At 63.0% G+C, this 24,868-nt stretch carries 26 protein-coding genes and 2 pseudogenes; 10 read left to right on the top strand and 18 right to left on the bottom strand.

From position 1 onward, the window contains the following. Window positions 1-4: 4 nt before the first annotated feature. From kdpB to ACMGG8_RS11730, 7 genes are all read right to left on the bottom strand, one after another. On the bottom strand, window positions 5-2,077 hold the full coding sequence (kdpB, locus tag ACMGG8_RS11760) for a potassium-transporting ATPase subunit KdpB (protein ID WP_108545361.1): 2,073 nt from the start codon (window positions 2,075-2,077) through the stop codon (window positions 5-7). A 12-nt stretch (window positions 2,078-2,089) separates the two neighbouring features. Beyond that, entirely contained in the window at window positions 2,090-2,773 is a 684-nt protein-coding gene (kdpC, locus tag ACMGG8_RS11755; RefSeq protein WP_060844402.1) for a potassium-transporting ATPase subunit KdpC, read from the bottom strand. Between the two features lie 9 nt (window positions 2,774-2,782). Continuing rightward, complete coding sequence (kdpA, locus tag ACMGG8_RS11750) at window positions 2,783-4,489, bottom strand: potassium-transporting ATPase subunit KdpA (RefSeq protein ID WP_108545360.1); 1,707 nt, start codon at window positions 4,487-4,489, stop codon at window positions 2,783-2,785. A gap of 13 nt (window positions 4,490-4,502) precedes the next feature. Then, complete coding sequence (locus tag ACMGG8_RS11745) at window positions 4,503-4,673, bottom strand: hypothetical protein (RefSeq protein WP_164990748.1); 171 nt, start codon at window positions 4,671-4,673, stop codon at window positions 4,503-4,505. Continuing rightward, the gene (gene kdpF / locus ACMGG8_RS11740; protein WP_016968152.1) at window positions 4,657-4,755 is read right to left on the bottom strand and encodes a K(+)-transporting ATPase subunit F; all 99 of its coding nucleotides are present in this window, start codon (window positions 4,753-4,755) and stop codon (window positions 4,657-4,659) included. Before kdpF ends, ACMGG8_RS11745 begins: the two co-directional genes overlap by 17 nt. Before the next feature lie 253 nt (window positions 4,756-5,008). After that, the gene (locus tag ACMGG8_RS11735; RefSeq protein WP_060840647.1) at window positions 5,009-5,497 is read right to left on the bottom strand and encodes a GyrI-like domain-containing protein; all 489 of its coding nucleotides are present in this window, start codon (window positions 5,495-5,497) and stop codon (window positions 5,009-5,011) included. 68 nt (window positions 5,498-5,565) lie between these two features. Continuing rightward, window positions 5,566-6,228 (bottom strand): LysE family translocator, encoded by a 663-nt coding sequence (locus ACMGG8_RS11730; protein ID WP_414159607.1) that lies wholly within the window; start codon window positions 6,226-6,228, stop codon window positions 5,566-5,568. Window positions 6,229-6,508: 280 nt separating this feature from the next. On the opposite strand from ACMGG8_RS11730, the gene alaC reads away from it, so the two are divergent. Beyond that, window positions 6,509-7,720, top strand: a complete 1,212-nt coding sequence (alaC, locus tag ACMGG8_RS11725) for an alanine transaminase (protein ID WP_060840648.1) — start codon at window positions 6,509-6,511, stop codon at window positions 7,718-7,720. A gap of 180 nt (window positions 7,721-7,900) precedes the next feature. On the opposite strand, the gene ACMGG8_RS11720 is transcribed toward alaC, so the two are convergent. Together ACMGG8_RS11720 and ACMGG8_RS11715 are read right to left on the bottom strand one after the other, a co-directional pair. Continuing rightward, window positions 7,901-9,253, bottom strand: coding sequence for a GntP family permease (locus ACMGG8_RS11720; protein WP_060840649.1), 1,353 nt, complete (start codon window positions 9,251-9,253; stop codon window positions 7,901-7,903). A gap of 84 nt (window positions 9,254-9,337) precedes the next feature. Next, window positions 9,338-9,871 carry a gluconokinase gene (locus ACMGG8_RS11715; RefSeq protein ID WP_060840650.1) on the bottom strand — a complete coding sequence of 178 codons (534 nt, stop codon included), beginning with the start codon at window positions 9,869-9,871 and terminating at the stop codon, window positions 9,338-9,340. A 215-nt stretch (window positions 9,872-10,086) separates the two neighbouring features. On the opposite strand from ACMGG8_RS11715, the gene ACMGG8_RS11710 reads away from it, so the two are divergent. Next, window positions 10,087-11,118 carry a LacI family DNA-binding transcriptional regulator gene (locus ACMGG8_RS11710; protein ID WP_060844403.1) on the top strand — a complete coding sequence of 344 codons (1,032 nt, stop codon included), beginning with the start codon at window positions 10,087-10,089 and terminating at the stop codon, window positions 11,116-11,118. A 4-nt stretch (window positions 11,119-11,122) separates the two neighbouring features. Here ACMGG8_RS11710 and ACMGG8_RS11705 read toward each other — a convergent pair whose 3' ends face one another. Next, a complete protein-coding gene (locus ACMGG8_RS11705) occupies window positions 11,123-11,740 on the bottom strand; it encodes a LysE family transporter (RefSeq protein ID WP_414159606.1) in 618 nt (205 codons plus the stop codon). 66 nt (window positions 11,741-11,806) lie between these two features. Between ACMGG8_RS11705 and ACMGG8_RS11700 the strand changes: the two genes are divergently transcribed. Then, window positions 11,807-12,736 (top strand): LysR family transcriptional regulator, encoded by a 930-nt coding sequence (locus tag ACMGG8_RS11700; RefSeq protein ID WP_060844405.1) that lies wholly within the window; start codon window positions 11,807-11,809, stop codon window positions 12,734-12,736. Here the strand turns inward: ACMGG8_RS11700 and ACMGG8_RS11695 are convergent. Beyond that, window positions 12,733-13,650 (bottom strand): LysR family transcriptional regulator, encoded by a 918-nt coding sequence (locus ACMGG8_RS11695; RefSeq protein WP_108545356.1) that lies wholly within the window; start codon window positions 13,648-13,650, stop codon window positions 12,733-12,735. The two genes, ACMGG8_RS11700 and ACMGG8_RS11695, sit on opposite strands and share 4 nt — an antisense overlap. 122 nt (window positions 13,651-13,772) lie before the next feature. On the opposite strand from ACMGG8_RS11695, the gene ACMGG8_RS11690 reads away from it, so the two are divergent. The 4 genes from ACMGG8_RS11690 (at window position 13,773) to ACMGG8_RS11675 (ending at window position 16,397) form a co-directional block, all read left to right on the top strand. Continuing rightward, entirely contained in the window at window positions 13,773-14,204 is a 432-nt protein-coding gene (locus tag ACMGG8_RS11690; RefSeq protein ID WP_016967280.1) for a PACE efflux transporter, read from the top strand. Window positions 14,205-14,302: 98 nt separating this feature from the next. Beyond that, window positions 14,303-14,935, top strand: a complete 633-nt coding sequence (locus ACMGG8_RS11685) for a glutathione S-transferase family protein (RefSeq protein WP_414159605.1) — start codon at window positions 14,303-14,305, stop codon at window positions 14,933-14,935. Window positions 14,936-14,973: 38 nt separating this feature from the next. Beyond that, window positions 14,974-15,717: an NAD-dependent epimerase/dehydratase family protein gene (locus ACMGG8_RS11680; protein WP_060840656.1), complete on the top strand. Its 744-nt coding sequence runs from the start codon at window positions 14,974-14,976 to the stop codon at window positions 15,715-15,717. A 173-nt stretch (window positions 15,718-15,890) separates the two neighbouring features. After that, window positions 15,891-16,397 carry a hypothetical protein gene (locus ACMGG8_RS11675; RefSeq protein WP_060840657.1) on the top strand — a complete coding sequence of 169 codons (507 nt, stop codon included), beginning with the start codon at window positions 15,891-15,893 and terminating at the stop codon, window positions 16,395-16,397. Window positions 16,398-16,456: 59 nt separating this feature from the next. Here ACMGG8_RS11675 and ACMGG8_RS11670 read toward each other — a convergent pair. From ACMGG8_RS11670 to ACMGG8_RS11660, 3 genes and pseudogenes are all read right to left on the bottom strand, one after another. Then, window positions 16,457-16,888, bottom strand: a pseudogene (locus ACMGG8_RS11670) (methyl-accepting chemotaxis protein); the annotation flags it as partial. Between the two features lie 120 nt (window positions 16,889-17,008). Then, window positions 17,009-17,776: pseudogene (locus ACMGG8_RS11665) on the bottom strand (PAS domain-containing protein); the annotation flags it as partial. Between the two features lie 519 nt (window positions 17,777-18,295). Then, window positions 18,296-19,156, bottom strand: a complete 861-nt coding sequence (locus tag ACMGG8_RS11660) for a LysR family transcriptional regulator (protein ID WP_414159604.1) — start codon at window positions 19,154-19,156, stop codon at window positions 18,296-18,298. 98 nt (window positions 19,157-19,254) lie between these two features. Here ACMGG8_RS11660 and gstA point away from each other — a divergent pair, with 98 nt between their 5' ends. Together gstA and ACMGG8_RS11650 are read left to right on the top strand one after the other, a co-directional pair. Then, complete coding sequence (gene gstA / locus ACMGG8_RS11655; RefSeq protein WP_414159603.1) at window positions 19,255-19,857, top strand: glutathione transferase GstA; 603 nt, start codon at window positions 19,255-19,257, stop codon at window positions 19,855-19,857. Between the two features lie 324 nt (window positions 19,858-20,181). Beyond that, window positions 20,182-20,607 (top strand): GNAT family N-acetyltransferase, encoded by a 426-nt coding sequence (locus ACMGG8_RS11650; RefSeq protein ID WP_414159602.1) that lies wholly within the window; start codon window positions 20,182-20,184, stop codon window positions 20,605-20,607. Between the two features lie 15 nt (window positions 20,608-20,622). Here ACMGG8_RS11650 and def read toward each other — a convergent pair whose 3' ends face one another. The 3 genes from def to ACMGG8_RS11635 form a co-directional block, all read right to left on the bottom strand. Beyond that, window positions 20,623-21,162, bottom strand: a complete 540-nt coding sequence (def, locus tag ACMGG8_RS11645) for a peptide deformylase (RefSeq protein ID WP_047305712.1) — start codon at window positions 21,160-21,162, stop codon at window positions 20,623-20,625. A 2-nt stretch (window positions 21,163-21,164) separates the two neighbouring features. Then, a complete protein-coding gene (locus ACMGG8_RS11640; RefSeq protein ID WP_060840662.1) occupies window positions 21,165-22,109 on the bottom strand; it encodes a YihY/virulence factor BrkB family protein in 945 nt (314 codons plus the stop codon). 189 nt (window positions 22,110-22,298) lie between these two features. Further along, complete coding sequence (locus ACMGG8_RS11635; RefSeq protein WP_060840663.1) at window positions 22,299-22,490, bottom strand: CsbD family protein; 192 nt, start codon at window positions 22,488-22,490, stop codon at window positions 22,299-22,301. 211 nt (window positions 22,491-22,701) lie between these two features. Here ACMGG8_RS11635 and ACMGG8_RS11630 point away from each other — a divergent pair, with 211 nt between their 5' ends. Next, window positions 22,702-23,079: a hypothetical protein gene (locus ACMGG8_RS11630; protein WP_060840664.1), complete on the top strand. Its 378-nt coding sequence runs from the start codon at window positions 22,702-22,704 to the stop codon at window positions 23,077-23,079. A 66-nt stretch (window positions 23,080-23,145) separates the two neighbouring features. Here ACMGG8_RS11630 and fadD1 read toward each other — a convergent pair whose 3' ends face one another. Next, window positions 23,146-24,837, bottom strand: a complete 1,692-nt coding sequence (fadD1, locus tag ACMGG8_RS11625) for a long-chain-fatty-acid--CoA ligase FadD1 (RefSeq protein ID WP_060840665.1) — start codon at window positions 24,835-24,837, stop codon at window positions 23,146-23,148. Window positions 24,838-24,868 lie beyond the last annotated feature (31 nt).

The raw sequence follows: 24,868 nt of genomic DNA, 5'->3' as shown, positions 1-24,868 counted from the left end.
TGCCTCAGACCAGGCCAAGCCCGGCCAGCAGCATGTCGATCAGCTTGATCCCGGCAAAGGGCACCAGCACCCCGCCCAGGCCATAGATCAGCAGGTTGCGGTTAAGCAGGGCCGCCGCACCGATGGATCGGTACTTCACCCCCTTGAGCGCCAGGGGGATGAGGAACACGATGATCAGCGCGTTGAAGATCACCGCACTGAGAATCGCCGAGTTCGGGCTGTTGAGGTGCATCACGTTCAGCGCCGCCAACTGCGGGTAAGTGGCGACGAACGCGGCCGGTACGATAGCAAAATACTTGGCCACGTCGTTGGCCACGCTGAAGGTGGTCAGGGCGCCGCGGGTCATGAGCATCTGCTTGCCGACTTCCACCACTTCGATCAGCTTGGTCGGGTTGCTGTCCAGGTCGACCATGTTGCCCGCTTCCTTTGCCGCCTGGGTGCCGCTGTTCATCGCCACGGCCACGTCGGCCTGGGCCAGGGCCGGGGCGTCGTTGGTGCCGTCGCCGGTCATGGCCACCAGCTTGCCCTTGGCCTGGTAGTCGCGGATCAGTTGCAGCTTGTCTTCGGGACGGGCCTCGGCGAGGAAGTCATCGACCCCGGCCTCCACGGCAATCGCCGCTGCGGTCAGGCGGTTGTCGCCGGTGATCATCACGGTCTTGATGCCCATGCGCCGCAGTTCGGCAAAGCGCTCCTTCATCCCGCCCTTGACCACGTCCTTGAGTTCCACCACGCCCAGGGCCTGGGCGCCGTCGCTGACCACCAGCGGCGTACTGCCGCGCCGCGAGACTTCATCCACCTTGGCCTGCAAGGCCGGCGGGAAGCTGCCCCCCAGGGCTTCGATGTGCCGGCGAATGGCATCGGCCGCGCCCTTGCGGATGCTGCGCCCCTCCGGCAGGTCGACGCCGCTCATGCGGGTCTGCGCGGTGAACTGCACGAAGCTGGCGCCCAGGGCCTCGATGTCGCGGCCACGGATGTCGAACTTCTGCTTGGCCAGCACCACGATGCTGCGGCCTTCCGGGGTTTCGTCGGCCAGGGAAGCCAGTTGCGCGGCGTCCGCCAGCTCGCTGTCCTTGATCCCCGGGGCCGGCAGGAAGGCGCTGGCCTGACGGTTGCCCAGGGTGATGGTGCCGGTCTTGTCCAGCAGCAGCACGTCGACGTCCCCCGCCGCTTCCACGGCGCGCCCGGACGTGGCGATGACGTTGGCCGACATCATCCGGCTCATGCCCGCCACGCCGATGGCCGAGAGCAGGCCGCCGATGGTGGTGGGGATCAGGCACACCAGCAACGCCACCATCACCGTGGCGCTGATCACGCTGCCGGTGCCGCTCATGGCCACGGCGAAGATCGAGTACGGGCTCAGGGTCACGATCACCAGCAGGAACAGCAGGGTCAGCCCCACCAGGAGAATGGTCAGGGCCACCTCGTTGGGGGTTTTCTGGCGCTTGGCCGATTCCACCATGGAGATCATGCGGTCCAGGAACGACTCGCCGGGGTTGACGCTGATGCGCACCACCAGCCAGTCGGACAGCACCTTGGTGCCGCCGGTGACCGAGGAAAAGTCGCCCCCGGCCTCGCGGATCACCGGCGCCGATTCACCGGTAATGGCGCTCTCGTCCACCGTGGCCACGCCTTCGATGACCTCGCCATCCAAAGGCACCAGGTCGCCGGCCTCGATCAGCACCACCATGTCCTTGCGCAGCTCGCTGGCGGCCATCGGCAGCCAGGCGGCGCCATGCCTGGGCTGCTGCAACAGTTTGGCCAGGGTCTGGCGCTTCATGCCCTTGAGGCTGGCGGCCTGGGCCCGGCTGCGGCCCTCGGCCAGGGCTTCGGCGAAGTTGGCGAACAGCACGGTGAACCACAGCCACAGGGTGATGCTGAGGATGAAGCCGCTGGAGGCTTCGCCCTCGCCGCCCAGGGACTGGAACCACAGCAGGGTGGTGAGGATGCTGCCCAGGTAGACCACGAACATCACCGGGTTCTTCCACTGCGCCTGGGGCAGCAGCTTCTTCACCGCATCCAGGCACGCCGTGGACAGCAGCCCACGGTCGAACAACGCTATACGAGGGTTCTTACTCATGATCGGTATCTCTTACTCACTGACCGCAAGGGGCGAGGCAGGCACGGGTGCCAGGGCATCCAGCGCGAGATTGAGTTGCAGCACATTGACCCGGGGCTCGCCCAGCAGGCCGAAGGTGCGGCTTTCGCTGTGGGCCTGCAGCAGCGCCTGCAGCTCGGCCAGCGGCAGGTTGCGCAGGCGGGCCACCCGGTTCAGTTGCAGCTGGGCGTTGGCCAGGGAGATGTGCGGGTCCAGGCCGGAAGCCGAAGCGGTCACCGCGTCCACCGGCACCGGAATGTCCGCCGCCAGGCCGTTGAGCTGGCGGTAGGCGCTGACCCGCGCGGTCACGCTGTCCACCAGCTTCTGGCTGGTGGGGCCCAGGTTGCTGGCACCACTGGCCCCGGCGTTGTAGGGCTGGGGCACGCTCTTGCTCGGGTCCAGCGGATCGCTGCCCAGGGTCATGCTCGGGCGACCCTGGAAATACTCCGGGCGACTGAAGGACTGGCCGATCAGCTTTGAGCCCACCACCAGGCCGTCACGCTGCACCAGGCTGCCCTGGGCCTGGAACGGGAACAGCAGGTTGGCCAGCACCGTGGTCGCCAGCGGATAGGCCAACCCGGTCAGCAGCATGAAGAACACTGCCGCCACCAGCACCGGGCGCAACAGGCCCTTGAACAGCACCACAGTGGTGCCTTGGGTTTGCATTTGCGTAGTCATCACAACCCCTTACTTGTAGGTCTGGCCGGCCAGCAACTGCAGTTGCTCCACCAGCGGGCCGAGCGCGAGGGCCGGCAGGAAAGTCAGGCCACCGACCACCAGCACCACGAACACCACCAGGAACATGAACAGCGGCGTGGCGGTGGGAATGGTGCCGGCACCGGCCGGGATGTTCTTTTTCGCCGCCAGGGAACCGGCCACGGCCAGCATCGGCAGCATGGTGAAGAAGCGCCCCATGAGCATCGCCAGGCCGATGGTGGTGTTGAAGAACGGCGTGTTGGCGTTGAGCCCGGCAAATGCCGAACCGTTGTTGGCGGTGCCCGAGGCGTAGGCGTAGAGCACCTCGCTGAAACCATGGGGGCCAAGGTTGTTGAGGCTGTTCATGGTGTCCGGCCACAACGCTGCCAGGGCGGTGAAACCCAAGATGCAGATCGGGTGCGCGAGCACCGAGAGCATCACCAGCTTGATCTCCCGGGCCTCGATCTTCTTGCCGAGGAATTCCGGGCTGCGGCCGATCATCATGCCCACCAGGAACACCGTCAGCAGGGCGTACTGGATCAGGTTGATAAAGCCCACGCCGTCACCGCCGAACACGCAGTTGAGCATCATCTGCGCCAGGGGCACGAAGCCGCCCATGGGGGTCAGCGAGTCGTGCATGGCGTTCACCGAACCGGTGGTGGCGCCGGTGGTGGTGGTGACGAACAGCGCGGTGTCGGCGATGCCGAAGCGCAGCTCCTTGCCTTCCATGTTGCCGCCACTCTGGGTCGCCGACAGTTGCTGGTCGACACCGACCTGGGTCAGCAGCGGGTTGCCGCCCTGCTCCGCGGTGAAGACGATGGCCAGGAAGCCGACAAACATCACCAGGAAGGTGCCGAAGAACACCCAGCCCTGACGCCGACGCAGCAGCATGCTGCCGAAGGCGTAGGTCAGCGCCGAAGGGATCAGCAGCATGCTGAGGATGTGCAGGACGTTGGTCAGCGGGGTCGGGTTCTCGAACGGGTGGGCGGCGTTCATGCTGAAGAAGCCGCCACCGTTGGTGCCGATGTGCTTGATCGACTCGAAGCTGGCCACGGCGCCGACGATCAACTGCTGCTGGGCGCCTTCCAGGGTGGTGGCCAGGGCCTGGGAGTTGAGGGTCTGGGGCATGCCCTGCCAGACATAGACCAGGGCCATGACCAGGCACAAAGGCAGCATTACCCGGTACAGGGTGCGGGTGAAGTCGACCCAGTAGTTGCCGATATCCGCCGAGCTGGAACGGCTCAGGCCGCGAATGAAACCGGCCGCGGCGACAACACCGGCGGTGGCGCCGACGAACATCAGGAAGGTGATCACCGCCATCTGGCTGAAGTTCGACAGGCTGCTTTCCCCGGAGTACGCCTGCCAGTTGGTGTTGGTGATAAAGGACGCGGCGGTGTTGAACGCCAGGTCCGGGGTCTGCGCCGCCAGCCCCAGGGGGTTGAGGGGCATGACGCTTTGCAGGCGCAGCACCAGGTAGCCCAGGAGCATCATCGCCGCGTTGGACAGCAACAGCGCCGAGCCATAGCGGGCCCAGCCCATGGTTTCGCCGGGGTCGATCCCCAGCAGGCGGTAGGTGGCCCGCTCGGGCAAGGCGTGGCCGCGGCCGCTGAAGACCCGGGCCAGCCATTTGCCCATGAGTACGGCGAGCCCGGTCATTACCCCGAGGATCACCGCGTATTCCAGCACAGTACTCAACATGTCGATGCTCCGTTCAAATCTTGCCCATGGCGACGATGACCAGGGCCGTCAGTACAAAGAACCCCAGGGACAGGCCCACGAAGATCAGGTCGTACATGGCTGGTTTCCTTTCTCGAAAATGCCCGGACGGGCGAATGAAAATGCCGGGGTAGCGCTGGGTGCGGTCATCAGAATTTCTCGGCACGGATCAGCGCGTAACCCAGGTAGACAAACAGCAGCACGGCGCAAAAACCGCTGGCGCCGTAGATGAATTCCAGTGTCAGCAAGGCTTTTCCCCTTAATTCATTGAGGCCGCGCCGACACCGCCCATGGCGGCGCCGGAGGCAGCCGGTCAGGCACCCGGCAACGGGCGCCGGCAGGGAGTCGGCCACGGGCCGTGCGCCGCTCTCCTCTGCGCCACGCAGGTTAGGTGAGGGCGTATCAAGGTCGGGCACTGATTGCAGGGGGCGGTATTAAGACGGCGTATAGATTGCGCGGCAGGCGGGGAAAATCGGGGGCCGGACCGCTCCCCCGAGGGGATCATTCACTTTTGAGCGGCAGCCAGACCTCCACCACGCCGCTGCCGGTCTCGGGGTTGAAATCGGCGCTGTAGCGCTCGAACTCCGGCGCATTGGCGGCCTCGCGGCCGGACTGGGGCAACCAGGTGTTCCAGATGTAGTTGAAGGTCTGGGGCAGCTCCTGCAGGGATCCGCCATGCTCGAACACCGCGTAGTTCTGCGGCTGCACTTCGATCCAGCGATAACGCTCGGGCAGATCGTCGAGCTTGCTGATCTCGACCCCGGCCAGGTATTCGAAGCTGCCCTGGCCGTCGGGGTTGCAGCAGACGCCGTAGGTCACCTCATCCACCTGCCCCGGCACCCGGCCGATGTGGGGGATGAAACGCTGCCACAGCTGGCCGATGTCCTGGCCGGTGCCAGGGGTAAACCGCTCGCTGAAGCCGGCGATCAGCAGAAAACGCTCTCTTTCGAAGCGCGGTTCGGGACCTGCGCCCTGTTTTTGCTCATCCATGAATGCCACTCCTGCCGCAGAAATGATGGGTTCGGATCCAGTATAGAAGCCAATCGCCAGGGCCTGGATCAGAGTGCCGGAAGGTCGCTCGCGCCGGCGCCGACGATAAACTCCTGGTAGCCGGATAGGATCACGTACACCGCGAAATAGCAGAAGATCGCCGCAGATGCCAGGTAGGAGTAGCGCAGCAGCTTGTCCCCCAGGAGCTTGCCGCCCTGGGTCGCGGCCAGGCACAGGCCCAGGGTCCAGAGCAGCCCGGCACAAAAGAACCCAGCGAGGAACAGCCCGGAATTGGCGATCCCGCCGCCCCCGGATCGGGCAATCAGGGTGCCGCCCACGGCGGCGAACCAGAGGATCGCGCTGGGGGAGGACATGGCCAGGAAGATCCCGCGCAGGAACTCCTTGCGCGGCGAGCCCTTGTCCGCCTCCCCGGCCGTGGCCAGCACCGCGCTGTGGTGCAGCGCGGCGTAAATCATCTTCGCGGCGAAATACACCAGCAGCGCCGAACCGCCAATCCACAGCACCCAGCGCACGCTTTCGTACTGCAGCAGCACGGTCATCCCGGCCAGGGCCAGCAGCGCATAGATCAGGTCACCGACGCAGGTCCCCAGGCCCAGGCAGAAGCCCTGGAAATAGCCGCGCTGCATGGCCAGGGTGATCATCGCGATATTGGCCACGCCAATGTCCAGGCACAGCGAAAGGCTCAGCAAGAAGCCGCTGGTAAACTCCATCATTCATCCCGTTTGATGCGGTGGTTCGAAGGGCTGTCCTGGTGCGCCGAGCGTTGGAAAATCGCCCTGGCCGACCTGGGCCGCAGCCCTTGCAGGCAAAAAGCGTGCACGTTATAGCGGCAAATCATCGCCCCCCGCAAATCCCCCCGACGCTGCGAAAATAATTTTCCGCCCCTCTGGACAAGCCGCCGGCGCCGCCCTTATCGTCTGCCCCGCAGGCCACCGCAGTGGCCAACGTCGCTCGGACGGTTCCGGGCGCTTACGTCTTTTCGAGGCAACAATGGCCGAACAAGGTTCGCCGCGCCGCTTTGCGCGCATCGATCGTCTCCCCCCTTACGTTTTCAATATCACTGCCGAGCTGAAGATGGCTGCGCGTCGGCGCGGCGAAGACATCATCGACTTGAGCATGGGCAACCCCGACGGCGCGACTCCGCCGCATATCGTCGAAAAGCTGGTGACCGTTGCCCAGCGTGAGGACACCCACGGCTACTCCACCTCCAAAGGCATTCCACGGCTGCGCCGGGCGATTTCCCGCTGGTACAAGGATCGCTACGAGGTCGACATCGACCCGGAAAGCGAAGCCATCGTCACCATCGGCTCCAAGGAAGGCCTGGCGCACCTGATGCTGGCCACCCTGGACCAGGGCGACACCGTGCTGGTGCCCAACCCCAGCTACCCGATCCACATCTACGGCGCGGTGATTGCCGGCGCCCAGGTGCGCTCGGTGCCACTGGTGCCCGGCGTGGACTTCTTCGCCGAACTGGAGCGGGCCATTCGCGGTTCGATCCCCAAGCCGAAGATGATGATCCTGGGCTTCCCCTCCAACCCCACTGCCCAATGCGTGGAGCTGGATTTCTTCGAGCGAGTGATCGCCCTGGCCAAGCAGTACGACGTGCTGGTGATCCACGACCTGGCCTACGCCGACATCGTCTACGACGGCTGGAAAGCCCCATCGATCATGCAGGTGCCCGGGGCCAAGGACATCGCGGTGGAGTTCTTCACCCTGTCCAAGAGCTACAACATGGCCGGCTGGCGCATCGGCTTCATGGTCGGCAACCCGGAGCTGGTCAGTGCCCTGGCGCGGATCAAGAGCTACCACGACTACGGCACCTTCACCCCGCTGCAAGTGGCGGCGATCGCCGCCCTGGAAGGCGACCAGCAGTGCGTGAAAGACATCGCCGAGCAGTACCGGCAACGGCGCAATGTGCTGGTCAAGGGCCTGCATGAGCTGGGCTGGATGGTGGAGAACCCCAAGGCCTCGATGTACGTCTGGGCCAAGATTCCCGAAGCCTACGCGCACCTGGGCTCCCTGGAGTTCGCCAAGAAGCTGCTGGCCGAGGCCAAGGTCTGCGTGTCGCCGGGGGTGGGTTTCGGTGAGTACGGCGACGATCACGTGCGCTTCGCCCTGATCGAGAACCAGGACCGGATTCGCCAGGCGGTGCGCGGCATTCGCAGCATGTTCCGCGCCGATGGCCTGGTGCAGAAAAGCTGAGAGCCTTTCAGCCACAAAAAAACCGCAGCGATGCGGTTTTTTTGTGCCTGTACTGTAGCCGCTGCCGCAGGCTGCGAACGAGTGCGTAGCACTCGCGGCGATTCAGTTGCCTATCCAGCTTCGGGCCTTTGCCCAGGCTCGCCCAGGCTCGACAGCGGCGACAGGGGTCAACCCCGCCGTTTAAACCACCAACGACAGCAACAGGATAAAGATCAGGCCCACCACCGAGAGGATGGTTTCCATCGCCGTCCAGGTCTTGAAGGTCTCGGCCACGGTCATGTTGAAGTACTGCTTGACCAGCCAGAAACCGGCGTCGTTGACGTGAGACAGGATCAACGAGCCGGCACCGGTGGCCAGCACCAGCAGCTCGCGGTTGACCCCGGGGATCATCCCCACCACCGGCACCACGATGCCCGCGCCGGTAATGGTCGCCACGGTGGCCGAACCGGTGGCGATGCGAATCACCGCCGCCACCAGCCAGGCCAGGAGGATCGGCGAGATCTGCGCATTGACCGCCATGTGGCCGATCACATCACCCACGCCGCTGGTCACCAGCATCTGCTTGAAACCGCCGCCGGCGCCGATGATCAGGATGATCGCGGCGGTCGGCGCCAGGCTGGCGTCGAGCAAACCGAGGATCTGCTTGGAGCCGATGCCCTGCTTGTAGCCGAAGGTGTAGAGCGACAGCAGCAGGGCCAGGAGCAAGGCACTGATCGGGTGGCCGATCATGTCCATCCAGATGCGGAAGAAATGCCCGTCCGGCAGCGCCACGTCGGCGAAGGTCTTGAGCAGCATCAGGAACACCGGCAGCAGCACGGTCAGCAGGGTCACGCCGAAGCTGGGCAGGTTCTGCGAGGTGTTTTCACGGGCCAGTTGGTCCACCAGCTCCTGGGACGGGTGGCCCGGGATGTACTTGGCAATGAAGGTGCCGTAGATCGGACCGGCAATGATGGCGGTCGGCAGGGCAACGATCAGGCCGTAGAGAATGGTCTTGCCGATGTCGGCGCCGAACACGCCGATGGCCAGCAGCGGCCCCGGATGCGGCGGCACCAGGCCGTGCACCGCCGACAGGCCGGCCAGGAGCGGAATGCCGATCTTGATCAGCGACACCCCGGTGCGCCGGGCGACGATGAACACCAGCGGAATCAGCAGCACGAAGCCGATCTCGAAGAACAGCGGGATGCCCACCAGGAAGGCGGCGAACATCATCGCCCACTGCACCCGCTCCTTGCCGAACGAGCGGATCAGGGTCTGGGCGATCTGATCGGCGCCGCCGGACTCGGCCATCATCTTGCCGAGCATGGTGCCCAGCGCCAGGATGATGCCGACAAAACCGAGCACGCCACCAAAGCCGTCCTGGAACGCCTTGATGATCTTGTCCACTGGCATGCCCGAGGTCAGGCCGAGGAAGCCCGCGGCGATGGTCAGGGCAATAAAGGGATGCAGCTTGAATCGGGTGATCAAGACGATCAGGCCGATGATTGTGACCACTGCATCAACCAGCAGATAGGTCTCTTGGGACATGCCAAACATGGAATTGCCTCCGGTTTGTTGTTTTTATTAAAGCGTTAAAAACAAGGGCCGAGTGGGATAGCGCTACCTATTTCGAACCGACGCTTAGCGCGAAGGTTCAAGGCCATGCTCCAGCCACCATTGATTGGCCAGTTCGGCCAGGCGCTGGACGCTCAGGGTGCTGGCATCCAGGGCCAGGGTGAGCGGCTCCCCCACGGGGGATTCGAGGGTGGCGAACTGACTGTCGATCAGGGTCGAAGGCATGAAATGCCCTGGCCGGTGTGCCACGCGATCGGCGGCCACTGCCGGCGTCAGTTCGAGAAAGATGAAACCCAGGCCGGGGGTGGCGGCGCGCAGGCGTTCACGGTATTTGCGCTTCAACGCCGAGCAGGTCAGCACCGGGCGCTGGCCGGCGGCCAGGGTGCGGCGCAACTCCTCGCACAGGCTGTCGAGCCAGCCGGCACGGTCGTCGTCGTCGAGGGGAATGCCGGCACTCATCTTGGCGATATTGGCGGCAGGGTGGAACGTATCGCCTTCAATGGCCGTGGCGCCGCTGCGCTGGCACAGGGCCTGGCTGACGCTGGATTTGCCACAGCCGGCAACACCCATGATGACCAGGGCGGTAATTGGTTGACTCATGTAACACCTCAGCGCGCAGACAGCGCTACCTTCGCTAGTTCTAGTTCTAGTACAAAAACAGTGTCTGCCGACGCCTTCTTGTCATTTTTGTGGGTTGCCGCGTATATAGTCCGCCAAACCAAAGAGCGAGGGTCAGGCACACCTCGCTCACGCATTGCAGCTGTTTCAGGACAGCGCTACCTTAGTGACTTGAATTTTGTTTGGCAAGCCGTCTGATGACCCCTCATAAAAACGATAAAAGCTCCCGTACCACGGGGCGCCCTACCCTCAACGAAGTGGCGCGACTGGCCGGTGTCAGTCCGATCACCGCCTCCCGGGCGCTGCGCGGCGTCAGCAGCGTGGCCACCGAGCTGGTGGAAAAAGTGCAGAAGGCCGCGCAGGAGCTGAACTACGTGGTCAACTCCGCCGCCCGCGCCCTGGCCTCGGCCCAGAGCCAGTCGGTAGTGGTGCTGGTGCCGTCGCTGTCCAACCTGCTGTTCATCGAAACCCTGGAAGCCATTCATCAGGTCCTGCGGCCCAAGGGCTTCGAAGTGCTGATCGGCAACTACCACTATTCCCGGGACGAAGAAGAAAACCTGCTGCGCAACTACATGACCTACCAGCCGCGCGGGCTGCTGCTGACCGGTTTCGACCGTACCGAAAGCTCCCGGCGGATGATCGAGGCCAACAACATTCCCTGCGTCTACATGATGGATCTGGACTCCGGCGCCGGGCTCAACTGCGTGGGTTTCTCCCAGTTGAACGCTGGCGAGACTGCCGCCCGGCACCTGATTTCCCGCGGCCGCAAGCACCTGGCCTACGTCGGCGCGCAGTTGGATCAGCGCACCCTGCTGCGGGGCGAAGGCTTCCGCCGCGCCCTGCAGGAAGCCGGGCTGTACAACCCCGACCTGGAACTGCTGACCCCGCGCCCGTCTTCCGTCGGCCTGGGGGGCGAGCTGTTCCTGCAACTGATGCAAAGCCAGCCGCAAGTGGACGCCATCTTCTTCGGCAACGACGACCTGGCCCAGGGCGCCTTGCTCGAAGCCATGCGCTGCGGGATCAAGATCCCGGAGCAAGTGGCGGTGCTGGGGTTCAACGACCTGCCGTCCTCGGAGCACATGGTGCCGCGCCTGAGCAGTATCAGCACCCCCAGGGAAGCCATCGGCCGCCGCGCCGCCGAGCAGATGCTGACCTTGCTGGCCGGTAACAGCGTGACCGAGCCCGTGGTGGACATGGGGTTCGAACTGCGGATCCGGGAAAGCACCTGAGGCCTCAGGGCTGCACGCCAAGCACACTGAGCAACAGCCCGAACCCGATCAACAGCACCCCGAACAGCTGATCGATACGGCGCTTGTAGCCCAACAGCCGGTCGGCAATGGCCGGCGCCGAAAAAAACAGTGCCACGGCCACGAACCACAGAAGGTGGGCCAGGACGATGATCGCCCCGTAGCCGATCTGCACCGCCACCCCCGTGCCTGGCTGGATCACCTGCATGAACAGGCTGAGGACGAAGATCATCGTCTTCGGATTCAGCGCATTGGTCAGGAAACCGCTGCGCAAGGCCGCCCAGGACGACACCTGGCCACACCCCGCCACGTCCTCCGGTCCCTGGGCGGGACTGCGCAATAAGCGGATGCCCAGGTAGATCAGATACAGCGCCCCGGCCAGCTTCAGCCCGGTGAACCACAGCGGCGACTGCTGCAACAGCAGCCCCACCCCCAGCAGGCTGTAGCCGATGTGCAGCATGACCCCGAGCCCGATCCCCACCGCAGTCAGCACGCCGTGACGGCGCGAGAGCATCAGGCTGTTACGGGTGACCAGGGCAAAATCGGCCCCGGGGCTGAGTACCGCGAGAATGGTGATGGTGATTACGACTAACAGTTCTGTCACGTTGCCAACGCCTTGGTTATACAATCCGGCGCTACTGTATGGGGATCTCCCGGGGTAAGGCCAACGATGAAAACTGACACTCTTGGTGATAAAAACTCACAGACCTCGCGCCGACGCCTGCCGCCCCTAGGCGCCCTGCGCTGCTTCGAAGCGGCCGCTCGCCTGGAGAGCTTCACCCTGGCCGGCGCAGCCCTGCACCTGACCCACGGCGCCATCAGCCGCGCCGTGCGCAGCCTGGAAGACGACCTGGGCACTGCCCTGTTCGAGCGACGCAGTCACCGGGTGTTTCTCACTTCGGCCGGGGCCGAACTGCTGCACAGCGTGACCCAGGCCCTGGACCTGATCGAGAACACCAGCCGCCGCTTGCGGGCTCCGCCCCCCGGGGCACCGCTGGTGCTGTCCTGTGAACCGACCCTGCTGATGCGCTGGCTGATTCCGCGCCTGCCGGCGTTCCAGGCCGCCCACCCCGACATAGCCATCCAGCTGCTGGCTGGCGGCGGGCCCTTCTCGTTCAACGCCGGCATCGACCTGGCGATCCGCCGCAATGATTTCGCCTGGAGCGAGCAGACCCAGGCCCACTGGCTGTTCGACGAAGCCATTGGCCCCGTGTGCCGTCCGGACAAACAGCCTGACTGGGCGCCGCAGTCAAACGAGCAGGCAGTTCTCGCGGACCACGCCCCGCGCCTGCACAGCGCAACCCGGCCGCAAGCCTGGGAACACTGGCTGCAGTTGCACCCGATGCCGCGGCCTCAGGCGTCTTCGGAGCAGGTCTTCGAGCATTTCTACTTCAGCCTGCAAGCCGCGGTGGCGGGCTTGGGGCTGGCCATCGCCCCCTGGCAACTGGTGCGCGACGATCTGCGCGACGGACTGCTGTGCGCCCCATTCGGCTTCGTCGCCGACGGCAGTGCCTACTACCTGCTCTCGGCCCAAGCGATCAGCGACGACTCGGCGGCCGGTCTGCTGCTGCGCTGGTTGCGCCAGCAGGCCCTGGCCTAGAACCCGGGGCCGGGCAGCGGCCCCAGCGCCGGATCTTCGCCACTGAGCAGTTGCACCAGGGCCAGGGCGCCCTTCTGCAGCGGCCGGCTCTTGAGCCACACCGCATGCACCGGCAGCGACAGGCCGTTGTCGAGGTTCTTGAACTTCAGGCGCTGCAAGCGACCTGCCGCCAGCAGCGGCTGGATCACCGACAGCGGGAAATTGCCCCAGCCGATCCCGGCCTCCACCATGTGCAGGGCCATGGCCAGGCTGTCGGTGCGCCACAGCGACTCGCCCACCAGGGGCCGGGTATCGCTGATGGGCAGGTCGCGGCTGGCCACCACCACCTGGCGAACCCGGATCAACTCCTCCAGATACAGCGCCCCATCACTGGCCAAACACAGCGGATGCCGGGGTGAAATACAGGCGATGATCCGTTCGCTGCCGGCGTACTGGAAGTATTCCAGGGCGTTCACGCTCAGGCCGGCGAAGGCCACGCCGACACTGACCCGTCCGCTGTGCAGCAGTTGCAGCACGTCATCCTGAGGAGCGCTGAGCACTTCCACATCCAGCAACGGATAGCGCTCGGCCAGCAGCTTGATGGCTGCCAGCAACCGCTGCTTGTCGATGTCATCCACCACCGCGATCGACAGTGTGCTCTCCAGCCCCAGGGACAGCTCGATGGCATGCACCTGCAACTGCTTGAGCTGATCGGCAATCAGCCGGGCATGGGGCGCGAGCGACAGGGCCAGGGGCGTCGGCACCGGCTCGCGATGACGGCGATCGAACAGGGCGTACCCCAGTTCGGCCTCAAGGTTGGCAATGCCCATGCTCACCGCCGAGGGCACCTTGCCCAGGGCGCGGGCCGCCGCAGAAAAGGAACCGCGCTCAAGCACGGCAAGAAACAACTGGATGCTGTCGCTGGAAAAATTCATGGGCACAACCTATCAGTAAAACTGAAAGCTTCCGACTTTTTCTGTCATGGACATTGAAGCTATCTTTCGCGCCCCGTGCCAGCCCAGCCCTGGCCACCTGCATTCAATACCGAGGAATTCCCATGCAAGGCGTGAAACGCAAACTGCTCTACGTATCCCTGTTCGAGGTGTTCGGCATGACCTTCTCGGCCCTCGGCCTGGCCCTGCTGTCCGGCACCTCGCCCAGCAGCACCGGCCCGCTGGCGGTGGTGATCACCAGCATCGCGGTGACCTGGAACTTCATCTACACCAGCCTGTTCGAACGCTGGGAAAGCCGCCAGCCGTCACGCACCCGCACCGTCAAGCGACGCATCGCCCACGCCGTGGGCTTTCAACTGACCCTGATCGTGTTCCTGATCCCGCTGATTGCCTGGTGGATGGGCATCAGCCTGGTACAGGCCTTTCTCCTGGACCTGGCGCTGATCCTGTTCATCCCTTGCTACACCTTCGTCTTCAACTGGCTGTTCGACCGGGTCTTCGGCCTGCCGGCCTCGGCCTTGCCCGACCCGGCCTGAAGCGCGGACAAACATCCGGAGGCACATTGGCCATCGCCGAGGACCAGGCACACTGATAGATTCCCATGGCCCGCCTGAGCCACGAACAAGGAAGCGTCATGGGAACCCCCTACAGAATTCTCGGCAAAGCCTCGTCCATCAACGTCAGAAAAGTCTTGTGGACCTGCGAGGAGCTCGGCCTTTCCTACCAACAGGAAGATTGGGGCAGCGGCTTCCAATCGACCCACACTCCCGAGTTCCTCGCCCTCAACCCCAATGCCCAGGTTCCGGTGCTGATCGATGACGCCGGCGCCCTGTGGGAGTCCAACAGCATCTGCCGCTACCTGGCCAACCTGCACCCCGGCAGCGGCCTGTTGCCGATCGCCCCACGGGCCCGGGCCCTGGTGGAACAGTGGATGGACTGGCAGGCCTGCGAACTCAACCCGGCCTGGAGCTACGCCTTCATGGGCCTGGTGCGCCGGCATGCGGACTACCAGGACTCTCGGCGCATCGACGCCAGCCTGCAGGCCTGGAACGCCAAGATGGCGATACTCGAACAACAGCTGCAGCGCTCCGCAGCCTATGTCCTCGGGGAGCACCCGAGCCTGGCGGACATCGTCCTCGGGCTCTCGGTCAACCGTTGGAAGATGACCCCCATGGAGCACCCGGACTTCCCCGCCATAGACGCCTACTACGAGCGTCTCAGCCTGCGTCCGGGCTTTCGCCTGTACGGACGCAACGGCACCCCCTAGCCTGGGCCACAGCATTACCTAGCCACCGGAGATTGGACATGGATGGACTCAACGTTTTGCTGACCGGCGCCTGTGGCCGGATCGGCAAGGTATTCTTCCAGGGCTCGCAGGAGCGCTACCGCTTCACCCTGACCGACCGCGTCGAACCGGACTTCGAGATCCCGGCGCCCCACCGCTTCGTGCGCCTGGATCTTGACGACCCGCAGACCATTGGCCGTCTCCTGCCGGGCATCGACGTCGTCGTCCACCTGGCCGGCATCCCCCATGCCAGCGCCAGTTTCGAGCAACTGTTGCCCAACAATATCCTCGCCACCACCTACCTGTTCGAGGCCGCCGTCAACGCCGGCTGCCGGCGCCTGGTGTTCGCCAGCAGCGCCCAGACCATCGAAGGCTACCCGGTGGATCGACAGATCACGGCCAACATGCCGGTGATGCCGGCCAACCTGTATGGGGTCAGCAAGTGCTACGGCGAGGCACTGTGTGCCTTCTATGCCGCCAGGCGCGGGCTGTCCTGCATCGCCCTGCGCATCGGCGCCTTCGAGTTCCCCGAGCATCACGAGCTGACCAGCAGCCGCGACCTCAGCGCCTGGCTCAGCCCCCGAGACGCCCTACAGTTGCTGCAACGGGCCGTGGAAACCCCCGGGGTGCAGCACTTCATCGGCCACGGTATCTCCAACAATCGCTTCAAGCGCCTGGACCTCAGCGACACCACGCGGGTCCTCGGCTATGAGCCGGTGGACGACGCCTTCCAGGAGGACTTCGGCATACCCATCACCTACTGAGCGCGGCCCTCGGCAAACCCGGGCGGCGCTTGCCAGAAAGCGGCAAGACTTGTCCGCCCGCGGACAGCCCGGCAGTGCTCGAGCGCGCCAATCCCTTGATATTGAAGGCCGATTTTATTAGGCATGGATCTTGCTGAAGTACTCGCCTAGTTCTCTCACACAGGTTCCCGATCATGTTGGTCAACGCCCAGAAATCCGTTTCGGTGCAGCCCACCTCGCGCACCGATATGGACCCGACCACTGCAGCCGCCAGCGCGCTGTACAGCGGCATGCTGCAGCAGGCCCAGAACTCCGTCACCGTGCCGACGTCCCAGTCCAGCCTGCAAGGCAATACCGTGGACGACAACGTCAATGCCGCGTTCGCCAAGACCCGTGTCCTGCTCCAGGCCACGCCGCCGACTTCCAGCACGCCACAGGCCAATAGCGCCACCGAGTCCAGTGCCTTGAGCGAGTTCAAGGACTACATGAGCAAGACGCCCGAACAGCGTCTGCGCGACAGCATCCTCAAGGATATGGGCCTGACCGAAGAGGACCTGAAAGACCTGCCGCCGGAGCGCCAGCTGGCGATCAACCAGGAAATCGCCGAGCGCCTGAAGGACAAGATGCAGTTGGCCAAGGAAGAGGCTGACACCAAGACCAGCGCCAAGCCGATCGACGAGAAGTTCCTCGCCTCGCTGTAATCGTGCACGACGAAAAAGGGTTCCCAACGGGAACCCTTTTTGTGCCCGCCGCCCCCCGATCACTGCAACTGCAGGGTCGAGTTGAACTGGCTGATGGCATCCACCACATGTCGCGAGCCTTGCTGGATCTCCAGGATCACCTCCCCCGCCTCATTGGCCAGTTCGACCCCGACGCCGGTGCGGCTCAGGCTCGATTGCATGCTGGTGACCGCGCTCATCGACAGGTCGTGGTTCTTGCGCACCACTTCGACGATTTCCACCGTGGCCTGACTGGTGCGCGCCGCCAGGCTGCGCACCTCGTCCGCCACCACCGCAAAGCCTCGCCCATGTTCGCCGGCCCGAGCCGCCTCGATGGCCGCATTGAGCGCCAGCAGGTTGGTCTGGTCGGCGATTCCGCGAATGGTCTGGACGATGCTGCCGATGATCTCCGACTGCTTGCTCACCGCATCGATGCTGCGCGCCGCTGCGTTCAGGTCGTGAGAGATCTGCTGGATGATCTGCACCGTCTGCTGCACCACCTGCGAGCCCTTCTGGGCACAGGCGTCGTTCTGTACCGAGGTGCTGTGGGCGGATTCGGCGGCGGATTGCAGGCTGGTCATCTGCTGGGTGATATCGCTGGCAAACTTGACCACCTTGTACAAGCGGCCCTTGGTGTCGAACAGGGGGTTGTACGAGGCTTCCAGGAACACCGTCTGGCCGTACTTGTTTTCCCGTTCGAAACGATGGGAGTGATACTCGCCACGGTTCAACGAAGCCCAGAACTGCTTGTACTCCGATGACTCGGCTTCAGCCCGGTGACAGAACATGCTGTGGTGCTGGCCAAGGATTTCATTCAAGGGGTACTGCATGGTCTTGAGGAAGTTGTCGTTGGCCTTGAGGATAGTGCCGTCCGGACTGAACTCGATGATCGCCATGGAACGGCCGATGGCATTCAGCAGGCTCTGGTTTTCATGTTCGATATGGATGCGTTCGGAGATGTCCGACGCCACCTTGATCACACTCTTGACCCGACGATCGGCATCGAACACCGGCATGTAGCTGGCTTCGAGCCAGATCTCCTCGCCCCGCTTGTTCAGCCGCAGGAAGGTGCCGCTGACCGGTTCGCCCCGCCCCAGGTCGCGCCAGAGCTTGGCGTATTCCTCGCTGCGGTAGAACTCTTCCTCGCAAAAGATCCGGTGATGCTTGCCACGTATCTCTTCAGCGGAATACCCCATGGTCTGGCAGAAGTTGTCGTTGGCATCGAGCACGATGCCATCGGGCGAAAACTCGATCATCGCCATGGAGCGGCTGATTGCCGCCAGCTTGGCGTTGGCCTCGGCCAGCGCACAATTAAAACGCTCGATCTCTTGCAGGTCAGCCTTGTGATGTAGGTTAAACATGGTTGTATCACCTTCAACGCTGTCTTTTGATTGACGGAAGTTCCTAGTCTTTCAACTGAGCCACTACAACGTTCGATAAAACACGGTAAACACCCCCCTTCATATGAGAGAGGAATTGTCAGGTGATCAATGATGTTCAATCGGAGAGTTCATATTGCAACGCTCTTATCAAGCCATCCTTTTCTTGATGCCCGATAAACGGGCCGACCCAACAAAGAAAAGAAACTCCATCTAATTAATTACTCCCGAACCTCTGGTGCCTCTAGTTGCGCACTCTCGTCTTTGTTCATGTTATCGCTGCCGTTCCCTGGATAAACAATGTGCAAACACCCGCTGCAAGGGCAAACATCGAGGGGTGATGGGACAGTACCGGACAACGCTATCCATAGTTTTTTCACAACTGAGCATAGACAGCCGCGCCCCCTATGCAAGGCCACCAGTCAGTCGGTTTTCACAACTTTCAACATCATTGGAAGCATTCTCAACAAGTGCCCAACAAGGCATTAAAGAATGTTCTGACTAACCGCCCTCAAGTATCTGCACGAACGCCTGAACCATACCGTTGGCCTCACGACCCGGTGCCGCTACCAGGGCAAACCGACGCTCGATGGGCCGACTCAACGGCAGCACCCGCAACCCCTGGCGCAGCTCCGGCAGGGTGCTTTCCGGTACCAGGGTCACCCCCAGCCCTTCACGCACCAGGCTGAATGCGCTGTTCCACTCCCGCACTTCGATCCGCACGTCCGCCAGCGGCACGCCGGCGTCGGCAGCCAGACTGCGAGCGTTCACCGAACAACCGCCAGTGGCCAGGACAAAAGGTTGTGCCAGCAAGGTCGCAAGGTCGATGCTCGCCGCCTGCCAGGAGTGCTCCCGGGGCAACACCGCCACCCACGAGTCCAGCCCCAGCAACCACGAACGACGCCCGGCCGCGGGGTTCAGCACCACCCCCAGGTCCACCAGTTGCGCCTCCAGCAGGGCTTCGACCTCATCGTCGCTGACCTCCAGTTGCACCACCTCGATCCCCGGGTGCAACTGCCTGAAGCGCCGCAGCAAGGGCGGCAGAACCTGCGCCAGGACCATGGGAAACCCCGCCAGGCGCAGGCTGCCGTGGAGCATGCCGCGGGCCGCGTCGACCTGGCGCCGCACCTGGGCCAGGGCCCCCAGCATCACCCGCGCCTGCTCCAGCACCTGCAGGCCGATAGCCGTAGGCAGCGCCTGACGACGCTCGCGGATGAACACCTGTACACCAAGCATGTCCTCCATCTGCGCCAGAGCCTGGCTGGCCCCGGACTGGGTCATCCCCACTTCCTCGGCGGCACGGGTGATGGTGCCGCACTCGGCGATCGCCACCAGCAGGCGCCAGTGCATCAGGTTCATCATGGCAGTAGCTGTCCTTATGGCTGCTTTCTGAAAAATGAATTTTACCCATGCCAGCAGCCTCGCCGACACTGCTTCGACCCTTCACTCGAGAGCCGCCGATGAAACTCTACTACGCCCCTCAAGCCTGCTCCCTGGCCTGCCATATCGTGCTGCGGGAACTGCAACTGCCGTTCGAAGCGATCCGTGTCGACAATCGCAGCAAGCGCACGGCCGAAGGTGAGGACTTCCTCGCCATCAACCCCAAGGGCTACGTTGCCGCCCTGCAACTGGACAACGGCGAAGTGCTGACCGAGGGCCCGGCGATCCTGCAGTACCTCGCCGACCTCAAGCCCGAGGCCGGTCTGGCGGCCCCACAGGGCAGCTGGCAGCGGGTACGGCTGCAGGAAACCCTGAACTTCATCACCAGCGAGGTTCACGGGATCATGGGCTGGCTGTTCAACTCAGCACTGGATGACAAGGCCAAGGACCTGTTCCGGCAAAAGCTGTTCAAGCGCTTGGCGTTGCTGGAGCAGATCCTGGAGCACCAGGACTACCTGCAGGGTGGACAGTTCAGCGTTGCCGATGCCTATCTGTTCACCGTGCTGCGCTGGACCGCGGTGTTTGCCATCGACCTGGGCGCCTGGCCAGCCTTGCTGAAGTACCAGGCACGAATCGAGCAGCGCCCGACCGTGCGAGAGGCACTGGCGCTGGAAATGGCATAGAGGAGCTGGAGAGAACCAGACGCAACCAATCGGCAGGAACAACCAGCCGGGCGCGCCCGAGAGCAGACAAAACCAAGCCCGCAGTGCGGGCTTGGTCAAAGCGATCAATGGCCGAAGATGTTCACTTCGGTTTTCTTGGCCTTTTTCTCGGCGCGTTTCTCGTCCGCGCTCTTGGCCGGTTTCTTCTTGGCGTTTTTCTTGGCGTTCATACCTTTGGACATGACTGCGACTCCACTGTGGCGGGATAGGCTTGAGGTATAGCACCTATGGGCAGCCAGGGTTCCTTTATAATCCGCCGCGTCCCGTTGCAACCCCGGAAACCTCATGCCCAGCCTGCAGATCGGCCCGCTCGACGAGGCCTCTCGTCCCTTGCTGAACAAGTTCTATCGCCAGCACCGTTCGTCCATGCGTGCCTCGGCCGAGGGTCAGCTGTGGGTGGTCAGGGAGGGCGAGGTCATTGCCGGGATGAGCCTGGCCCCGGTGGCTCAGGGGCATTGGCTGACAGGTTTGTTCGTCGCCCCGTCCCACCGTGGCCAGGGGCTGGCGGCGCAGTTGGTGCAGCAAGCCCGACAGGCCGTGCCAGGCCCGCTCTGGCTGTTCTGCCACCCGGACCTGGAAACTTTGTATCAACGCATGAGTTTCACCCGCGCGACGCACCTGCCAGCGCCCCTGGCCGAACGCCTGGCCCGCTACCAACGCAGCAAGCCGTTGCTGGCCATGGGCGCCCCGGCCTGCGACCAGACCCCGTGAGCCGAGGCCGGAAGATCAATCGTCGGCGTTGGGATCGAGATCGGGAAACAGCACCTCAGTGAACCCGAACTTGCTGAAGTCACTGATCCGCGACGGGTACAGCCGACCGATCAGATGATCGCATTCATGCTGCACCACCCGGGCGTGAAAGCCCGACGCCACGCGCACCACCGGCTCGCCCTTGGGATCGAAGCCTTCATAGCGAATGTGCTGGTAGCGCTGCACCGCTCCGCGCAGTCCGGGAACCGAGAGGCAGCCTTCCCAGCCTTCTTCCAGCACCGGGCTCAGCGGAGTGATCAGGGGATTGATGAGGATGGTCTGGGGCACCGCTTCGGCGTCCGGATAACGTTCGCTGTGCTCGAAGCCGAAGATCACCAACTGCAGGTCGACACCGATCTGCGGCGCTGCCAGCCCCACGCCTCCGACACTTTCCATGGTCTGGAACATATCGTCGATCAGCTCCCACAACTGCGGACTGTCGAACATCTCGGGCGGCACCGGCGGGGCAATACGCAGCAGGCGTTCATCGCCCATTTTGAGGATTTCACGGATCATGTTCAGGCTTCGTCAGTAGTGGGATGGAGCGAGTGGTCCCGGCCCAGTCCAGAAACGTGTTGTTTATCGCCCAGCCCGTCAAAGTCCTTTTCGCCAGGGTCCTTGCCTTCGGCCGACATGTGTTCGATCACCGCATTCATCTCCGCTCCGAGCAACAGCACGGCCGAAGAGATATAGAAGTACAGCAGCAGCACGATGATCGCGCCGATACTGCCATACATGGCGTTGTAGTTAGCAAAGGTTTTCACGTAGTAGGCGAACCCCAGGGACGCGACGATCCACACCACCACCGCCAGCACCGAACCGGGGGTGATAAAGCGGAATTTCTGCTTCACATCCGGCATCACGTAATACATCAGGGCCACGGCCACCATCATCAGCAGCACGATCACCGGCCAGCGCAGGATGGTCCACAGGGTGACGATGAACTCTTCCAGGCCCACCTGCCCGGCCAGCCAGGTCATCACCTGCGGCCCCAGCACCATCAGCGCCGCAGCGGCCAGGAGCATGCCGGCGATACCCACGGTGTAGAAGATCGACAGCGGAAAACGCTTCCAGATCGGCCGCCCCTCGACCACGTCGTAGGCCGCGTTCATCGCGCTCATCATCAGGCGCACGCCGGCCGAGGCGGTCCACAGCGCGATGACGATACCCACGGAAAGCAGCCCGCCCTTGGACTGCTGCAATTGGTCGATCACCGGGTTGACCTGCTCCAGCGCCTGGGGCGGCAACACCAGTTCCGATTGCAGGCGCAGCCAGCTGAAGAAGTCCGGCAAGTGCAAGAAACCGATCAGGGCAATGAGAAACAGGATGAAGGGGAACAGCGAAAACAGCATCTGGTAGGCCAGTGCCGAGGCGTAGGTGGACATCTCGTCCGCAATGAATTCATGCACCGTGCGAATCAGCACTCGGTGCAAGGGCAAACCTTTGAGGTCCGGAAAAATCATAGCGTCTCCTTTCGCCGCAAAAAGGTTGAAGTCGAAAGCGACTCAGGGGGCGTTTTCTACAACAAATTAGCTCAGTTGGCGAACCGCAACCATGACAACACGTGGATTGGCTGATCGCCCCTCTGAGCCTGAACATAAAAACGGCCATCCTTGGATGGCCGCTGCGGTGCATCATCGATCCCGGGAGTTTCAGGCCTTGTCGATGGTTTTCTTCACCGCATCCTTGGCTTTGCCCAAGGCTTGCTGGGCTTCACCCTTCTTCTCCTGCACCTTGCCTTCAACTTGCAGTTTGGTGTTGTCGGTGGCCTTGCCGACACCTTGCTTGACGTTGCCGATGGCTTCGTTGGCCAGACCTTTTGCCTTATCTGCTGTGCTGCCCATGGTATTTCTCCGTAGAACATTCATTGATCAAACAAAGAGGATTTACGTCGTTACCCAAGGTTGACTCGTGGCCGTTGCGCAGAGTTTCAATTTTTTTCGTCGGGCATTTCATCGCCGTTGCCAGGTTGCGCTTTATGTTTGCCGGGCAACCCGGGAGAATGCTCGGCCTGTTCAGGCCAAGCACTGAAGATCCAATCCCCGTAGGAATGTTATGAAACTCGATAAAAAGCAGGCCATCGCCCGCAGAAACCAGGAACTGGGCGGTGCGGTGCTGGGCGTCAACAACTGCCATTTCGCGGAGCTGAACCGCAATCGCAACATCTGGTGGTTCGATATCCTGGTTACCCGCCTGGCCATCGGTCAGTACGAGTGGGTCCACCTGCTGCTGCACACCCCGGACACCGACCAACTGCTGCACCTGAAAGTGCCGACGGTGTTCCTGCGGGAAAAACTCGAAGGCCTGGTGATCCGCAACCAAGGCAAGCGCAAGGCCGCCCTGAGCCTGGAGCTGAGCGCCGACAAGGACTCCTTCCTCAAGGACGTGCGCCCCGCCGGCACCGGCGTGAGCTTTGCCCAGTTCCAGCAATAAGCCGCCGCTGGCGCGCGCCCATGAAAAAGCCCCGCACTGGCGGGGCTTTTTTGTGGACGCTGCGGCCTACTTCTTCACGCCGAGCTTCTTCAACTCTTCGTCACGCAGTTCGCGGCGCAGGATCTTGCCAACGTTGGTGGTCGGCAGGGCATCGCGGAACTCCACGGCCTTGGGCACCTTGTAGCCGGTGACATTGGCGCGCATGTGCTCCATCACCTGTTCCTTGGTCAGGGTCACTCCCGGCTTGGCGACGATGAAGATCTTGATGGTCTCGCCGGATTTTTCATCCGGTATGCCGATCGCCGCGCACTGCAGCACGCCCGGCAGCGAGGCCAGCACATCTTCCAGTTCGTTGGGGTAAACGTTGAAGCCCGAGACCAGGATCATGTCCTTCTTGCGGTCGACGATGCGGATATAGCCGTCCGGCTGGATCAGGGCAATGTCACCGGTCTTCAGCCAGCCTTCGCTGCTGAGGACTTCGTCGGTGGCGTCCTGGCGCTGCCAGTAGCCCTTCATCACTTGCGGGCCCTTCACGCACAACTCGCCGACTTCGCCCAGCGCCAGCTCTTCGCCGGCGTCGTTGACCACCCGGCAGAGGGTCGAAGGCACCGGAATGCCGATGGTGCCGATCTGGATGTTCTGGATCGGGTTGACCGTGGCCACCGGGCTGGTTTCGGTCATGCCGTAGCCTTCGCAGATCGGGCAGTTGGTCACTTCCTTCCAACGTTCGGCGGCCGCCAGCTGCAGGGCCATGCCTCCGGAGAGGGTGACTTTCAGCGCAGAGAAATCCAGCTTGCGGAAGGCTTCGTTGTTGCACAGGGCCACGAACAAGGTGTTGAGGCCGACAAAACCGCTGAACTTCCACTTCGACAGTTCCTTGACCATCGCCGGCAAGTCCCGCGGGTTGCTGATCAGGATGTTGTGGTTGCCCATGAGCATGATGGCCATGCAATGGAAGGTGAACGCATAGATGTGGTACAGCGGCAACGGCGTGATGAGGATCTCGCAGCCCTCATTGAGGTTGGAGCCCATCAACGCCTTGCACTGCAGCATGTTGGCCACCAGGTTGCGGTGGGTCAGCATCGCGCCCTTGGCCACGCCGGTGGTACCGCCGGTGTACTGCAGCACGGCCACGTCACCGCTGGCGGGATTGGCTTCCTGCACCGGCTGGCCGCGGCCCTTGCTCAAGGCGTCATTGAATTTGACCGCCTGGGGCAAGTGATAGGCCGGCACCATCTTCTTCACGTACTTGACCACACTGTTGATCAGCAGGCGCTTGAGTGGCGGTAGCAGATCCGCCACTTCCGTGACGATCACATGCTTGACCCCGGTCTTGGGCACCACGCTTTCCGCCAGATGGGCCATGTTGGCCAGGCAGACCAGGGCCTTGGCCCCGGAGTCATTGAATTGGTGTTCCATTTCCCGCGCGGTGTACAGCGGGTTGGTGTTGACCACGATCAGACCGGCGCGGATCGCGCCGAATACCGCGACCGGGTATTGCAGCAGGTTGGGCAGTTGCAGAGCGATTCGATCGCCGGGCCGCAAATCGGTATGCTGCTGCAGGTACGCGGCGAAGGCCCCGGACAATTCATACAACTCACCGTAGGTGATTGTCTTGCCAAGGTTGCTAAAGGCCGGTTTGTCAGCGAAACGTTGGCAGGATTGTTTCAATACCGCCTGAATATTCGGATACTCGTCTGGATTGATATCGGCAGCAATTCCAGCTGGGTACTTATCCTTCCAAAAGTCTTCGATCATGGAAGCCCACTCCTCAGCAACGCGAATTCAT

The sequence above is a fragment of the Pseudomonas sp. BNK-45 genome, from assembly GCF_047456255.1.
Lineage (GTDB): Bacteria > Pseudomonadota > Gammaproteobacteria > Pseudomonadales > Pseudomonadaceae > Aquipseudomonas.
This window is presented reverse-complemented; position numbering and strand designations above follow the sequence as displayed.